The following is a 14,899-nucleotide window of genomic DNA, read 5'->3' on the forward strand; positions in this document are numbered from 1 at the left end:
ACTCGCTCTATTCTCCGCCATCCATGCTGGGATTTCGGGGGCTGTTCGCCCACCGCGCACCACGCCCGAGGCTTCGAACGTCTGTTCGATTCTACCTGTTCCGGCCAGGTATCCCCCGCAGGCGCGAGTCTACGGGCGACCTCCGACATTGGAACCTTCAGCGGTACGGGATCGGGTGGGTGGAGGTCGGTGGGTCCTGTTCTCAGGAGATCCGCGCTCCTGTTTTCAGGAGATCCGTCCTCCTGTTTTCAGGAGATTTCATGCCGGAGGGTGCTCTGCCTCCTGAAAAGAGGACCTGGGAGAAGGTGCCGGGCCGGTTCTCCTGAAAACAGGAGAACGAATCTCCTGATTTGAGGAGACGTGTGCGGCACCGTCAGCGGCGCAGGAGGGGCGGCACGAGCAGCGCGACCAGAGCGGCCAGCGCGACGCCGGACAGGATGGCCATCGCCGGCACGGATGCCCGCGCACCCGGCAGCACCAGCAGCACGGCCGCGGCCTGCACCGGGACCTGGAGGAGCACGAAGCGGCGCAGCGATGGCAGCAGCACCGCCGGCTGCAGTCGCGCAGCGGGCGGGACGGCCAGCATCCACGACCCGACCACGTGCAGCGCGTGCACACCCGCGATCAGGGCGACCAACCGCAGTGTGAGCGTTCCGGGCTCCACGAGCGACGACAGCACGAGAACGCCCGCGAGCACCCAGGTGACCATCCAGCGCGGTCGCCACACCGCGATCCCGATGAGGAGCGCCGCGATCGCCGTCCACGGGCCATCCGGCACGCCTACCAGGACGAGCGGCAGCGCGATCACGGCGAACAGAGCGCGCAACGACCAGCCCGGCAGCGTCCCGGCCAAGATCTCCCGGCCGACATCGCGAACCTCACCGACGTCGCGAACCTCACCGACGTCGCGAACGTCGCCGACGTCGCGAACGTCGCCGACGTCGCCGGCCCCGCGAGCCTCGCGCATCCCGCCACCCTCGCCGCTCATCGGCGCCGCCCTCCGGCGGTGAGCGCTCGCAGCCCTGCCTCCCGCGACGACGCATCCGGCCAGCGCAGCAGCTCCACTCCGCCCGCCTGCAACTGGTCGAGACGGAGGGTGCGCTCCAGTTCGATGGTGCGGAGGGCCAGCCGCTCCCGCGCGGCAAGGTCACCGGCATCGCGGGCCGGCAGCACATCCACGGCGATCACGCGGTGGCCCGCAGCACGCCAGGTCAGAGCCAGTGTCGCCGGCTGATCATCCAGGAAGGTGCCCAGCACGAACACCAGGGCGCCCGGCGACAGTCGCGGCGAGCGGACGCGCTGGAAGGCGGACCCCGTCGCCGTCGTCAGCTCGATCGCCCGGAGCACACGCTCCCGATGCCGGGCACCGGCCCGGGGCGGGAGGACGCGGCGGGACTCGCCCAGGTCGTCGAACCCGATCCTGTCGCCCACGGCGGCGTACGCGACGGCGAGCGACGATGCCGCCTCCCGGGCGATGTCGAGCGACGACACCGCCGGCCGGGGGTACGCCCGCGACCAATCGGCGACGACGCCGGTGACGTCGTCGCGGGCATCCACCACCAGATGGACGGCCGCGTCCGACGTGGCCGTCGTGCGACGGACGTACAGCTCTCCCTCGCGGCCGGCGCGCGCGGTGGCCCGCCAGTCGATGCGCCGCAGACGGTCGCCTGGATGGAACAGGTCGATGTCGCGGAACTCGCCCCCGTCGCCGGGCCGCGTCGACACGTGCTGCCCCGTCAGCCCGAGCAGCCGGGCGGGAAGAGGGAGGCTGCGCACGGGCGCCTGGCGCGGCCGCACCACCCGCTCCACGACGGCCTGCTCCCCGGGTTCGGACACCCACACGGCGTCGGCTCCGATGGCGCGCGCCTCCACCGCGGCGAGCCGCTGCGGTCCGGTGTGCACGAGAGGGACGAGCCCGGTCGCGCGGTCGGCGGCGCGCGGCGTGACCACCGCATCCATCGGCGCCGAACCGCCCAGGGCCAGCCGCAGCTGCAGCGCGTCCGGACGCTCGGTCGCGCCGGAGCGCAGATGCACGGTCACCGCCGCGATGCCGTCCGCCGCCGTGCCCGCCTCTTCGCCATAGCTCGCGGAGGAGGTGATCACCACATCCGCGGACGGGCGGCGGTCCCAGGCGAGCGCCGCTGCCAGGAGGAGTGGCGCGCCGACCAGTGCGGGCTCGACGCGCGACATCACGAACGCCGCGACGACGGCGATCACGCCGACGACGACGGCTCCGGCCAGGGCGGGGCTGAGCGTCCATCCGGTCGGGGTGCGCGTCTCCCTCGCGTCGCGGTCGGTCATCGTCACGTCGCGGTCGGTCATCGGCGCGCCGCGTCCGCCTGCCGCGCTCCGCCCGCCCGCTGGGCCGCCCCGACCGCCGGAGGACCGGCCACGGTGTTGACGACCTCGGTCACGACCTGCTCGGCCCGGACGCCGCCCGTCCAGGCCTGCACCGTGAGCGTGAGGCGGTGCGCGAGCACAGGGACGGCGACGGATTTCACGTCGTCCGGGATGACGAAGTCGCGGCCGTCGAGCACCGCCAGCGCCCGCGCGACGAGCAGCAGGCCCTGCGAGCCGCGGGGGGACGCTCCCACCTCGACGGAGCGGTGCCGACGTGTGGCGGCGGCCAGGCGGACGCAGTAGTCGGCGATGTCCGGGTCGACATCCACGGCCTCCACGCCCGCCTGCATCGCAGCGAGCGTTTCGGCGTCGATGACCGGCTCGACGGTCGCCACCTCGTGCCGGCGCGACACGCGCGCGAGCAGCACCCGCGATTCCCCCGCCTCGTCCGGATAGCCGACGCTCAACCGCACCATGAAGCGGTCGAGCTGCGCCTCGGGCAACGCGTAGGTGCCTTCCGACTCGATCGGGTTCGCGGTCGCGACGACGTGGAACGGCGTGGGGAGCGGGAAGCTGCTGCCCTCGACCGAGACCTGGCCCTCGGCCATCGCCTCCAGCAGCGCGGACTGCGTCTTCGGGGACGTGCGGTTGATCTCGTCGGCCAGGAACAGGCCGGTGAAGACAGGCCCCGGCCGGAACTCGAACTCCGCGGTGCGCGGCACGTAGACGAACGAGCCGGTGATGTCCGACGGGAGCAGGTCGGGCGTGCACTGCAGCCGTCGGAAGTCGAGTCCGACCGCGGCCGCGATGCTGCGCGCCGCAAGCGTTTTACCGAGACCGGGCACGTCCTCGAACAGGACGTGCCCGCCGGCGAGGATGGTCGCGAAGGCGACCCGCAGCGGCTCGCGCATCCCCACGACCACCGTTCCGACCCGGGCGAGGACGTCGGCGCCGAGCCGCGCGATCTCGGCGACCGTCAGCGAGGACGCCGCCGGCTCGGTGTGGACGTCGCCGTTCAGCGATGAGGCGGGGCCCTGCTCGACGGGGAGGCGGGGATCAGCGGGCACGGGGCGGCTCCTTGGCTTCGGCGGCGTTGGTGGCGGTGGCGGTGGCGGAGAGGACTGCCGACGCCGGTTCGACTTCGTCCGGTGCGTGCGGCGAGGCGACCCGGGCGTCGAGCTGCTCGAGCCGGGTCACTGCCGCGGCGACCTCTGCCGTGCGCGGCGGCGCGACGGCCGAGCCGCGACGGAGGAGCTGCAGCGCGTCGGCGCCGAGGAGCTGCTCGAGCTGCGCGTCCGCGGCGCGGTCCTCCAGGTCGAGTCCGTGCAGCGCCAGAGCGCGTTCGGCGATGGACCGCACCCGGCGCACGCCCTCCGGCGACGCACGGCCGCCCCGCGCGCCGAGCGACCAGCCCAGCTGGACGACGTCACGGCGCGCGCCCGGCCTCGGCGGAGGCGGGAGGGTCGCCCAGACCACGTCGGCGGCCTCGCCGAGGGCGGAGAGGCAGGCCGTCAGTGCGAGGGCGGCGGCACCCAGCCCTATCGCGTGGGCCGAATCCATCCCCAGGTACCAGGCGGCGACGGCAAAGGCGATGCCGAGGATCGCAGACAGGATGAGGCGGCGCAGCATCCGGGGCGGCAGGCGGCGGGGGCTCATGGTCGACCACCGGGAGCGATCTTCGCCGCCGGGCCGCTGCTCCAGGAGGCGCGCAGGGCGTCGACGGCGTCGCGGGCGGCCGCCACGTCGTCCGCTGTGACCGGTGCGGTGCTGAACCGTGCCCGAAGGTAGAGTCCGAGGAACCGCCGGGCAGCATCCCGGTCGGTGGCCACGCGGGCCACAACGCGTGCGGCGAACTCGGCAGGTGTCTCGGCGGGGAGGCGACGGACGCCCGAGTCGGCGGCGCCCTCCTCCAGCCCCAGCCAGGCGCGCTCGATGGCGTCGCGCGGCTCCCGGGGTTCGGTCAGCAGGTCGGAAGCACGGTCGAGTCCGCGACGCACCTGCTCGGGCTCGGGGCCGGCGTCCGGCTCCTGGGGAGCGTCGGCGAGCTCCGAGCCGGTGACGCTGAGAAGAGCGGGGAGTTCCGGGCTCGGGCTGCGTCGGCGCCGCAGACGCCAGAGGATCGCCAGGGCGATGACGACGGCGAGCACGATCAGGACGACGAGCAGCCAGGAGACGTCGATCCGCAGTTGCTCGCCCAGCTGCTGCGGCTCAGGGGTGCCGGTGGTTCCCTGGTCAGGTCGCCCGGTGACGACCGGACCCGGCGGGAGGAACACTCGCGGACCGGTGAAAGCGGGCGCGCCCTGGAACGCGACCGCTACGACGGTGAGCGCGACGAGCACCGCGCAGGCGACGAAGGTCCACCGTCGCCGTCCTGTCCTCGTCGAAGCCACCCTGCCACCGTAACGCGTGGTCAGCCCAGGTGTCCGGCCTTCTCCATCTGACGCAGGTCGCGCTTCAGGTCCGACAGCTCGTCGCGCAGCCGCGCGGCCAGCTCGAACTTGAGCTCACCGGCCGCCGCCAGCATCTGCTGGTTGAGGTCGGCGATGAGTCCCTCGAGCTCGGCGGCGCCCTGCGCGGCGATGCCTCCGTTGCGGAGGTTGGGCGTGGGGCTCTTGCGCTTCTGCTCGCGCCCCGCCAGGATGCGTGCCGTGTCGGCCTCCTCGCGGGCGAGGACCTCCGTGATGTCGGCGATCCGCTTCCGCAGCGGCTGCGGGTCGATGCCGTTCACCCGGTTGTACTCGATCTGCTTCTCGCGCCGACGATCCGTCTCTTCGATCGCGTTCTTCATCGAGTCGGTCAGGACGTCGGCGTACATGTGCACCTGACCGGACACGTTTCGCGCCGCACGCCCGATCGTCTGGATCAGCGAGGTCGACGAGCGGAGGAAGCCCTCCTTATCGGCGTCGAGGATCGCGACCAGCGACACCTCAGGAAGGTCGAGACCTTCTCGCAGCAGGTTGATGCCCACGAGCACGTCGTACACGCCCGCGCGCAACTCGGTCAGGAGCTCGACGCGCCGCAGCGTGTCGACGTCGGAGTGCAGATAGCGCACCTTCACGCCGGCCTCGGCGAGGAAGTCGGTCAACTCCTCGGCCATCTTCTTGGTCAGGGTCGTCACCAGGATGCGCTCGTCGCGCTCGACCCGCTGGCGGATCTCTTCCAGCAGGTCGTCGATCTGGCCCTTGGTCGGCTTCACGACGATCTCCGGGTCGATCAGACCCGTCGGGCGGATGATCTGCTCCACCACGCCGTCTGCGATGCCCATCTCGTACTTGCCCGGCGTCGCGGACAGGTACACCGTCTGACCCACGCGATCCTTGAACTCGTTCCACTTCAGCGGACGGTTGTCGAGAGCGCTCGGGAGGCGGAAGCCGTGCTCCACCAGCGTGCGCTTGCGCGACGCGTCGCCTTCGTACATCGCGCCGATCTGCGGCACCGTGACGTGGGACTCGTCGATCACCACGAGGAAGTCGTCCGGGAAGTAGTCGAGGAGGCAGTTCGGCGCCTCGCCCGGTGCACGGCCGTCGATGTGACGCGAGTAGTTCTCGATGCCGGAGCAGAAGCCGATCTGCTCCATCATCTCCAGGTCGAACTGCGTGCGCATGCGCAGCCGCTGCGCCTCGAGCAGCTTGCCCTCGCGCTCCAGCTCCTGCAGGCGCTCCCCCAACTCCTCCTGGATCGTGCCGATGGCGCGCTGCATCGTCGCGGGGCTGGCGGCGTAGTGCGTGGCCGGGAACACCGACACCGCATCCATTTTGTTGATGACGGTGCCGGTCAGCGGGTGCAGGGAGTACAGCGCCTCGATCTCGTCGCCGAACAACTCGATGCGGATGGCGTTCTCTTCGTAGACCGGGATGATCTCGATCGTGTCGCCACGGACCCGGAACTTACCGCGCGAGAAGTCGACGTCGTTGCGCTCGTACTGCATGTTGACGAACCGGCGGATGAGCGCGTCGCGGCCGACCTGCTGGCCGACCTGGAGCGCGACCATGGCCTCCAGATACTCCTCGGCCGCACCGAGGCCGTAGATGCAGGACACCGTCGAGACGACCACCACGTCGCGACGGCTGAGCAGCGAATTGGTGGTCGAGTGGCGCAACCGCTCCACCTCGGCGTTGATCGAGCTGTCTTTCTCGATGAAGGTGTCGGTCTGCGGAACGTAGGCCTCTGGCTGGTAGTAGTCGTAGTACGAGACGAAGTACTCGACCGCGTTGTTCGGCATCAGCTCACGGAACTCGTTGGCCAGCTGCGCTGCGAGCGTCTTGTTGTGGGCGAGGACCAGCGTCGGCCGCTGGACCTGCTCGATCAGCCACGCCGTGGTCGCGGACTTGCCCGTACCGGTCGCACCCAGCAGCACGACGTCGGTCTCGCCGGCGTTGATGCGCCCCGCCAGTTCCGCAATCGCCTGCGGCTGGTCGCCGCTCGGGCTGTACTCGCTGACGACCTCGAACGGACGGACGGCGCGTGTGGGAAGCATGCTTCCAGTCTAGGAAGGACCACCGACACTCCGGCCGGCTCTCGCTGACAGCGGAACACCCGCTCAGGGCTGCGCCCGCAGTTCCTCCCAGAGCGCGTCGACCTGCTCCAGCGTGTGCTCGAGGGTGCCGCCGGTGTCGATGACCACGTCGGCGACGGCGAGCCGTTCGGCGTCCGTCGCCTGCGACCGGATGCGGCGTTCGGCCTCTGCCGCATCCATCCCCCGCAGTGCGACCAGCCGGTCGATGCGGAGGTCGGCGTGGGCGTGAGCCACGACGATGCGATCGAAGGGGTACTCGTTGGCCGACTCCACCAGCAGCGGGACGTCGTAGACGACGATGGCATCCGGGTCGGCCTGAGCCGCCGCCTCGAACCGGGCTGTCGACGCGCGGAGCACGGCGGGATGCGTGATCGCGTTGAGGTCCTGCAACGCCTCCGGGTCGCCGAACACGATGGCGCCGAGGGCCGGCCGGTCGAGGCTCCCGTCCGGCGCGATGACCGCGTCGCCGAAGCGACGGGCGACCTCCGCGAGGGCGGGGGTGCCGGGTTCGACGACCTCCCGGGCGATGCGGTCGGCGTCCACCACCACGGCGCCGTGCGAGGCGAGCCGGGAGGCGATGGTCGATTTGCCGGAGGCGATCCCGCCGGTGAGTCCGATCAGCTGCACCCGCCCAGCCTAGCCGCGGCCCGGGAACGCCGAAGCGGCCGGCCCCGAAGGGCCGGCCGCTTCTGAGTGACGATGCTCAGGAGTTGGAGCTGAGCTTCTCGCGCAGAGCCGCGAGCGACTCGTCGTCGGCGAGGGTTCCGCCGGCTCCGGCGTCGGAGGAGTACGAGGACGTACCGCTGTCGGCGGCAGCCTCCTCGAGGCCCTTCGCGACCTGGCGCTTGTGCGCCTCCCAGCGCGCCTGGGCGGCAGCGTACTGCTGCTCCCACTCGTCGCGCTGCGTCTCGAAGCCTTCCTTCCACTCGTTGGTCTCCGGGTCGAAGCCCTCAGGGTACTTGTAGTTGCCCTGGTCGTCGTACTCAGTGACCATGCCGTAGAGCGCCGGGTCGAACTCGGTGCCCTCGGGGTCCACGCCCTCGTTCGCCTGCTTCAGCGAGAGGGAGATGCGGCGACGCTCGAGGTCGATGTCGATGACCTTGACGAACACCTCGTCGCCCACCGAGACGACCTGCTCGGCCAGCTCGACGTGCTTGCCGGACAGCTCGGAGATGTGGACGAGGCCCTCGATGCCGTCCGCGACGCGGACGAACGCACCGAACGGAACCAGCTTCGTGACCTTGCCCGGTGCGACCTGACCGATCGCGTGGGTGCGGGCGAAGACCTGCCACGGGTCCTCCTGCGTCGCCTTGAGCGACAGCGAGACGCGCTCGCGGTCGAGGTCGACCTCGAGGATCTCGACGGTGACCTCCTGGCCCACCTCGACGACCTCGGAGGCGTGCTCGATGTGCTTCCAGGAGAGCTCCGACACGTGGACGAGACCGTCGACGCCGCCGAGGTCGACGAACGCACCGAAGTTGACGATCGACGAGACGACGCCCTTGCGGACCTGGCCCTTGTGCAGGTTGTTGAGGAACGTGGTGCGGGACTCCGACTGGGTCTGCTCCAGCAGTGCGCGGCGCGAGAGCACCACGTTGTTGCGGTTCTTGTCGAGCTCGAGGATCTTGGCCTCGATCTCCTGACCCAGGTACGGGGTGAGGTCGCGGACGCGGCGCAGCTCGATGAGCGACGCGGGCAGGAAGCCGCGCAGGCCGATGTCGACGATCAGGCCGCCCTTGACGACCTCGATCACCGTACCGGTGACGACGCCGTCGGCCTCCTTGATCTTCTCCACATCGCCCCAGGCGCGCTCGTACTGGGCGCGCTTCTTGGACAGGATGAGGCGACCCTCTTTGTCCTCCTTCTGGAGAACGAGAGCCTCGACGGTGTCGCCGACCTCGACGACCTCGGTGGGGTCGACGTCGTGCTTGATGGAGAGTTCGCGCGAGGGGATGACGCCCTCGGTCTTGTAGCCGACGTCGAGGAGGACCTCGTCGCGGTCGATCTTGACGACGGTGCCTTCGATCAGGTCTCCGTCGTTGAAGAACTTCAGCGTCTTTTCGACCGCGGCAAGAAAGTCCTCAGCAGATCCGATGTCGTTGACGGCGACCTGCTTGGGTGCCTTGTCGGTCGTTGCGGTTGTCATGTAGTGGGTGCTCCGTTATGGACAGGATTCAGGCCGGACGCGTAGTTTCTTCTGGAGTTGTCCGCGAACGGCAGGCGGATAGAGATGTCACAAGAGTGACGCTCCAGTCTACCGGGCTGCGGACGCGCGCAGCAACCCGCGGCCGGACCCGTATGGACCGGGCCGACCGGCGGGCCTCCGCGCGCTCAGTCGAGCAGCGCCGCCTTCAGAGTGTCGAGCCCGACACCGCCGATGTCGAGGGCCTTCTTGTGGAACGCCTTGATGTCGAAGGACGCGCCTTCGCGGCGGGCGTACTCGTCGCGCAGCTGCTCCCAGATGCGCTGCCCGATCTTGTACGACGGCGCCTGTCCCGGCCAGCCCAGGTACCGGTTGACCTCGAAGCGGACGAACCCGTCGTTCATGTTGACGTTCTCGCGCAGGAAGGGGAAGGCGTCCTCACCGGTCCAGGCGCGAGATCCGTCCGGTAGCGGCTTCTCGAGGTGGACGCCGATGTCGAGCACGACACGCGCAGCGCGCATCCGCTGCCCGTCGAGCATGCCGAGACGGTCGGCCGGGTCGTCGAGGTAGCCGAGCTGCTCCATCAAGCGCTCGGCGTACAGCGCCCAGCCTTCGGCATGTCCCGAGGTGCCGGCGATGCGCCGCCACGAGTTGAGCTGCGCCTTGTTGTACGTCGCCTGTGCGATCTGCAGGTGGTGACCCGGGACACCCTCGTGGTACACGGTGGTCAGCTCGCGCCAGGTGTCGAACTCGGTCACGCCCTCCGGCACGCTCCACCACATCCGGCCCGCGCGCGCGAAGTCGTCGCTCGGGCCCGTGTAGTAGATGCCGCCCTCCTGGGTCGGCGCGATCATGCACTCCAGCCGGCGGATCTCGGCCGGGATGTCGAAGTGCGACTTGCCCAGCTCTTCGACGGCGCGGTCGCTCGTCTCCTGCATCCACCGCTGCAGCGCGTCGGTGCCGTGGAGCTTACGGCTGGGGTCGCCGTCGAGGAACTCGATGGCCTCGAGCACACTCGCGCCCGGCTTGATCTCGTTGGCGATCGACTCCTGCTCCGAGCGCATCCGGGCGAGCTCTTCGATGCCCCACTCGTAGGTCTCGTCGAGGTCGACGGTCGCACCGAGGAAGCCGCGCGAAGCGAGCGCGTACAGCTCGCGCCCGACCGCGTCCTTCTCGGGAGCGTGCTGGGCGAGCTCGTTCTCGAGGAAGTCCCCAAGAGCCGCGTAGGCCTGGGCCGACTCCCGCGCGCCGGCGGCCAGGTCGGACTTCAGCGACTCGGGCAGTACACCGTTGAGCGGTCGCGCGCCCCCGGTGAACTCGGCGAAGAAGCCGCTGTCGGACGCCTGCTTGCGCGCCTGGGCGAGAACTTCGCGCACCTGGCGGATCGCCGGGACGTTGCCGCCGGTGATCCCACTGCGCAGCGTCTCGATGTACCCGTCCATCGCGGCAGGGAGGTTGTGCAGCCGCTTGGCGACGTTGGCCCAGTCGTCTTCTGTGTCCGTCGGCACCAGGTCGAAGACCTCGCGCAACTCCTGCGCCGGCGAGGCGATGACATTGAGGTCGCGCTGCGCGAAGCGCGCCTCGTGCTTCTCGACGGTGAGCTGCAGCTCCCTGGCGAGATCCATCTTGGTGATCCGGTCGATGTCGTCGACTGGCTCCGCTGCTTCGATGCGGGCGAGGGCCTCCTTCACCTTGGCCGTCGCGTGCTCGGCGCCGGCGGGCGAGTAGTCGGCGTACTCACCTTCGCGGCCGGGCCGGCCGAGCCACACGTGGTACTCGGGGTAGAGCTCGAGCTGGGTGTCCACCCACTCCTCGGCGATCGTGTCGACCGGGGTGGGTTCGCGCTTCTGATCGTTGGTCATGCTTCGACCCTACTCAGTGCGCGGCGGCGTCCCAGTTCGCGCCGCGGCCCACCTGCACATCCAGCGGAACGCGGAGGTCCGCAGCCCCGGCCATCCGCGAGCGGACGATCGCCTCCAGAGCCTCCCACTCGCCGAAAGCGACCTCGAAGATGAGCTCGTCGTGCACCTGCAGCAGCATGCGCGAGTCGAGTCGCTGGTCGATGATGTCGCCCGCGATCCCGAGCATCGCCACCTTCATGATGTCGGCGGCGGAGCCCTGGATCGGCGCGTTGAGAGCCTGACGTTCCGCGTTCTCGCGGAGGACGCGGTTCGTCGATGTCAGGTCGGCGAACGGCCGGCGACGCCCGAAGATGGTCTCGGTGAAGCCGTCGACGCGCGCCTGCTCGACCACGTTGCGGAGATAGTCGCGGACCGCGCCGAACCGCTCGAAGTAGTCGCTCATCAGCTGCCGCGCTTCGGAGGTCTCGATCCGAAGCTGCTTGGACAGGCCGAACGCGCTCAGTCCGTAGGCGAGGCCGTAGGACATCGCCTTCACCTTCGTGCGCATCGCCGGCGTGACCTCGGCGGGCTCGACCCGGAAGACGCGCGACCCGACGAAGCGGTGCAGGTCCTCCCCCGCGTTGAAGGCCTCGATCAGGCCCGGGTCTTCGGAGAGGTGCGCCATGATCCGCATCTCGATCTGCGAGTAGTCGGCGGTCAGCAGGGTTTCGAAGCCCTCGCCCTGCGTGAACGCCGAGCGGATCTCGCGTCCCTCCTCCGTGCGGATCGGGATGTTCTGGAGGTTCGGATCATTGGACGAGATGCGGCCCGTGCTCGTTCCCGTCTGGTCGTAGGTGGTGTGGATGCGCCCGTCGCTCTCGACCGACCGCTCGAGCGTCTCCACGATCTGCTTCAGCTTGGTCGCGTCGCGGTGCTGCAGCAGGAGGCCGAGGAACGGATGCGGGTTCTTCTCCTGCAGGTCGGCGAGCGAGCCGGCGTCGGTGGAGTAGCCGGTCTTGGTGGCGCGCGTCTTCGGCATCCCGAGCTCGTCGAACAGCACCTGCTGCAGCTGCTTCGGCGACCCGAGGTTGATCTCGTGCCCGATCTGGGCGTACGCCTGGGCGGCGTAGTCGTTGGCCTTGTCGGTCAGCTGGCCGCGGAGGCGGGCGAGGACCTCCGAATCGATTGCTACTCCGCTGAGCTCCATCTCGGCCAGGACCGCGACAAGGGGCAGCTCGATGTCGTCGAGGACGGCGCGGGTGCCCTCGTCGAGCGCGATCATCTGCCCCTCGGCGACGCGGCGGATGTACCAGGCCTCGGTCGCGGGGCTGACCGCGTCGTTGATCGGGACGAGCTGGTTGGGGTCGGAGACCGGAAGCGTCTCACCGAGCACCTCGTACACCTGCTCGGCGAGCGACTGCGGGGCGGCTCCCGGCTTCACCAGCCAGGAGGCGATCCGCGTGTCGAAGGCGAGACCGTCGACCACGAAGCCCGCGCGGCTGAGCGCCTTGAACTGCGGCTTCGCGTGGAAGAAGTGCTTCGGCGCGCTACTCGCCAGCCACTCCTCCAGCGCGGTGTAATCGGGGCGACCCGGAACCCACGGCACGTACACGCTGTCGTCGGCCGTCGCGAGACCGAAGCCGGTGATCCCGGCCGGGCCCGTCTCGAGCTGCACGGCGATCGCCGCACCGTCGGCGGACGCCTTCGCCAGCCAGTTCGCCAGCTCTTCGTCGACCATGGTGCGGACGGCCGGCGCGCTCAGCGAGCCGGCGTCGCCCACCTCGGCGACGGACATGGCGCCGTCGAGCATCCCCTCTTCTCCGGCGATCTTCATCAGCCGGTCCAGCAGCGTCTTGAACTGCAGCCGGGCGAAGATGTCGCGCACGGCGCTCTCGTTGAGCGGCTTGCGCTCCAGGTCGTCCGGCCCGATCGGCAGCTCCACGTCGTCGCGCAGCTGGTTGAGGCGGCGGTTGCGCAGCGCGTTCTCTTTCTGGTCGCGGAGGTTCTGGCCGACGACGCCCGTGATCTCGTCGGCGTGCGCCACGATGTTCTCGACCGTGCCGTACTGCTGCACCCACTTGACCGCGGTCTTCTCGCCGACCTTGTCGACGCCGATCAGGTTGTCGCTGGTCTCGCCCACGAGCGCCGCGATCTCCGGGTACTGGTGCGGCTCGATGCCGTACTTCTCGCGGACCGCCGCGGGGTCGTAGATCTTCAGCTCGGACACGCCGCGGACGTTCGGATAGAGCAGCGTCACGTCGTCGTTGACGAGCTGGATGGTGTCGCGGTCGCCCGAGACGAGCAGCACCTTGAAGCCGCGCTCGACGCCCTGCCGGGCGAGGGTGGCGAGGATGTCGTCGGCCTCGTAGTCCTCTTTCGCGATGGTCGTCACGTTCATCGCGTGCAGCGCCTCTTCGAGCAGCGGCACCTGGCCGGCGAACTCGGACGGGGTCTCGCCGCGGGTGCCCTTGTACTCGGGATACTCGCGCGTGCGGAAGGAGTAGCGGGAGATGTCGAACGCCACGGCGAGGTGCGTCGGCTTCTGCTGCTGGAGCAGGTTGATGAACATGGCGATGAAGCCGTGGATCGCGTTGGTGTGCTGCCCTTCGCGGTTCACGAAACTGTCGACGGGGAGTGCGTAAAAGGCCCGGAATGCCAGCGAATGGCCGTCGATGACGAGAAGGGTAGGCTTTTCGGAGTCTGACACCAGGCAAGCCTACAAGGGGCCGGTGACAGTCCAGACGACCGTCAGGAGAGGCCGAGGATGACCGACGACGCACTCACGTACGTGCAGCAGAGAGGGCTCGGCCGGCTGGCCGAGAAGATGGGCATCGAGATGCTCGAGTTCACCGTCGAGCGGGCCGTCGCGCGCATGCCGGTGGAGGGCAACACGCAGCCCGCGGACCTCCTGCACGGCGGCGCGTACGTCGTCCTCGGCGAGTCGCTCGGCTCCATGTCGGCGAACCTCTACGCCGGCGAGGGCCGCCTGGCGGTCGGGATCGAGATCAACGCGTCGCACACGCGTTCGGCGACGAGCGGCTACGTGACCGGCGTGTGCACGCCCATCCACCTCGGCCGGACGCTGACCACCCACGAGATCGCGGTCACCGACGACAAGGGGCGCCGCTGCTCCACGATCCGCATCACGAACCTGATCAAGGAGCTGTAGGCCGCCCCGATTCGTCACGAATGCGGCGAACGCGCGCCTTTCGCCGATTCGTCACGAATGCGGCGAATGTGCGGCGCTTTCGCCCGATTCGTCACGAATGTGGCGAATGTGCGGCGCTTTCGCCCGATTCGTCACGAATCTGCAGGGAGGACGCGGAGCTACTTCTTCGGGGCGAGCTGCTCGATGATCGCCTGGGCGACGTCGTGCATGGTGAGGCGGCGATCCATCGAGGCCTTCTGGATCCAGCGGAACGCCTCCGGCTCGGACAGGCCCATCTTCTCGTTGAGGAGGCCCTTCGCGCGGTCGACCAGCTTGCGGGTCTCGAACCGCTGTACCATGTCGGAGACCTCGGCCTCGAGCGCGATGATCTGCTGGTACCGGGCCAGGGCGATCTCGATCGCCGGCAGCAGGTCGTTCGGCGTAAACGGCTTCACCACGTAGGCGAGCGCGCCGGCCTCGGTGGCCCGTTCGACGAGCTCCTTCTGGCTGAACGCGGTCAGCAGCACGACCGGGGCGATGTGGTCCTTCGAGAGACGCTCCGCAGCGGAGATGCCGTCGAGCTGGGGCATCTTGACGTCCATGATGACGAGGTCGGGGCGCAGCTCGGTCGCGAGTGCGACCGCCGTCTCGCCGTCTCCGGCCTCACCGACGACCTCGAAACCGTTGTCGCGCAGGATCTCGACGATGTCGAGGCGGATGAGCGATTCGTCCTCCGCCACGACGACGCGACGGGGTGCGGTGGGGGTGGTCTCCTGGTCAGTCACGACAAAAGCCTACGGTATTGTTCAGGTGTTGTTGTGCGCCGCCGTGGCGGAATGGCAGACGCGGAGCACTCAAAATGCTTTGTCCGGAAGGGCGTGTGGGTTCGAGTCCCACCGGCGGCACGACTT

General features: G+C 69.5%; 12 protein-coding genes and 1 tRNA gene. 2 read left to right on the forward strand and 11 right to left on the reverse strand.

Features of this window, described 5'->3' with window-relative positions; all coding sequences use genetic code 11:
• Positions 1 to 373 precede the first annotated feature (373 nt).
• From SB754_RS08115 to polA, 10 genes are all read right to left on the reverse strand, one after another.
• Entirely contained in the window at positions 374 to 988 is a 615-nt protein-coding gene (locus tag SB754_RS08115) for a hypothetical protein (RefSeq protein WP_410781823.1), read from the reverse strand.
• On the reverse strand, positions 985 to 2,322 hold the full coding sequence (locus SB754_RS08120) for a DUF58 domain-containing protein (protein WP_410781824.1): 1,338 nt from the start codon (positions 2,320 to 2,322) through the stop codon (positions 985 to 987). Before SB754_RS08120 ends, SB754_RS08115 begins: the two co-directional genes overlap by 4 nt.
• The gene (locus tag SB754_RS08125; RefSeq protein ID WP_410783286.1) at positions 2,319 to 3,359 is read right to left on the reverse strand and encodes an AAA family ATPase; all 1,041 of its coding nucleotides are present in this window, start codon (positions 3,357 to 3,359) and stop codon (positions 2,319 to 2,321) included. The genes SB754_RS08120 and SB754_RS08125 overlap by 4 nt, the downstream gene beginning before the upstream one ends.
• Positions 3,360 to 3,396: 37 nt before the next feature.
• Entirely contained in the window at positions 3,397 to 3,996 is a 600-nt protein-coding gene (locus tag SB754_RS08130; RefSeq protein WP_410781825.1) for a hypothetical protein, read from the reverse strand.
• Positions 3,993 to 4,730 carry a DUF4129 domain-containing protein gene (locus SB754_RS08135; protein WP_410781826.1) on the reverse strand — a complete coding sequence of 246 codons (738 nt, stop codon included), beginning with the start codon at positions 4,728 to 4,730 and terminating at the stop codon, positions 3,993 to 3,995. Before SB754_RS08135 ends, SB754_RS08130 begins: the two co-directional genes overlap by 4 nt.
• A gap of 20 nt (positions 4,731 to 4,750) precedes the next feature.
• Positions 4,751 to 6,817 (reverse strand): excinuclease ABC subunit UvrB, encoded by a 2,067-nt coding sequence (gene uvrB / locus SB754_RS08140; RefSeq protein WP_410781827.1) that lies wholly within the window; start codon positions 6,815 to 6,817, stop codon positions 4,751 to 4,753.
• A 63-nt stretch (positions 6,818 to 6,880) separates the two neighbouring features.
• Positions 6,881 to 7,483, reverse strand: a complete 603-nt coding sequence (coaE, locus tag SB754_RS08145) for a dephospho-CoA kinase (protein WP_410781828.1) — start codon at positions 7,481 to 7,483, stop codon at positions 6,881 to 6,883.
• 76 nt (positions 7,484 to 7,559) lie between these two features.
• Positions 7,560 to 9,002, reverse strand: a complete 1,443-nt coding sequence (rpsA, locus tag SB754_RS08150) for a 30S ribosomal protein S1 (protein WP_410781829.1) — start codon at positions 9,000 to 9,002, stop codon at positions 7,560 to 7,562.
• A gap of 185 nt (positions 9,003 to 9,187) precedes the next feature.
• Positions 9,188 to 10,861, reverse strand: a complete 1,674-nt coding sequence (locus SB754_RS08155; RefSeq protein ID WP_410781830.1) for a DUF885 domain-containing protein — start codon at positions 10,859 to 10,861, stop codon at positions 9,188 to 9,190.
• A gap of 13 nt (positions 10,862 to 10,874) precedes the next feature.
• Positions 10,875 to 13,547: a DNA polymerase I gene (polA, locus tag SB754_RS08160; RefSeq protein WP_410781831.1), complete on the reverse strand. Its 2,673-nt coding sequence runs from the start codon at positions 13,545 to 13,547 to the stop codon at positions 10,875 to 10,877.
• A gap of 57 nt (positions 13,548 to 13,604) precedes the next feature.
• Here polA and SB754_RS08165 point away from each other — a divergent pair, with 57 nt between their 5' ends.
• On the forward strand, positions 13,605 to 14,009 hold the full coding sequence (locus SB754_RS08165) for a hotdog fold thioesterase (RefSeq protein WP_410781832.1): 405 nt from the start codon (positions 13,605 to 13,607) through the stop codon (positions 14,007 to 14,009).
• Between the two features lie 158 nt (positions 14,010 to 14,167).
• Here SB754_RS08165 and SB754_RS08170 read toward each other — a convergent pair whose 3' ends face one another.
• Positions 14,168 to 14,773: an ANTAR domain-containing response regulator gene (locus SB754_RS08170; RefSeq protein WP_374010458.1), complete on the reverse strand. Its 606-nt coding sequence runs from the start codon at positions 14,771 to 14,773 to the stop codon at positions 14,168 to 14,170.
• 37 nt (positions 14,774 to 14,810) lie between these two features.
• On the opposite strand from SB754_RS08170, the gene SB754_RS08175 reads away from it, so the two are divergent.
• Positions 14,811 to 14,893 (forward strand) — tRNA-Leu (locus tag SB754_RS08175).
• Positions 14,894 to 14,899: the final 6 nt, after the last annotated feature.

The sequence above is a fragment of the Leifsonia sp. SIMBA_070 genome, assembly GCF_046534635.1.
GTDB lineage: Bacteria > Actinomycetota > Actinomycetes > Actinomycetales > Microbacteriaceae > Leifsonia.

Excerpts from the sequence above, each read along its gene's own strand:
- SB754_RS08115 (WP_410781823.1), bottom strand. The coding sequence starts at position 988 with ATGAGCGGCGAGGGTGGCGGGATGCGCGAGGCTCGCGGGGCCGGCGAC.
- SB754_RS08120 (WP_410781824.1), bottom strand. The coding sequence starts at position 2,322 with ATGACCGACCGCGACGTGACGATGACCGACCGCGACGCGAGGGAGACG.
- SB754_RS08130 (WP_410781825.1), bottom strand. The coding sequence starts at position 3,996 with ATGAGCCCCCGCCGCCTGCCGCCCCGGATGCTGCGCCGCCTCATCCTG.
- uvrB (WP_410781827.1), bottom strand. The coding sequence starts at position 6,817 with ATGCTTCCCACACGCGCCGTCCGTCCGTTCGAGGTCGTCAGCGAGTAC.
- rpsA (WP_410781829.1), bottom strand. The coding sequence starts at position 9,002 with ATGACAACCGCAACGACCGACAAGGCACCCAAGCAGGTCGCCGTCAAC.
- SB754_RS08155 (WP_410781830.1), bottom strand. The coding sequence starts at position 10,861 with ATGACCAACGATCAGAAGCGCGAACCCACCCCGGTCGACACGATCGCC.
- SB754_RS08165 (WP_410781832.1), top strand. The coding sequence starts at position 13,605 with ATGACCGACGACGCACTCACGTACGTGCAGCAGAGAGGGCTCGGCCGG.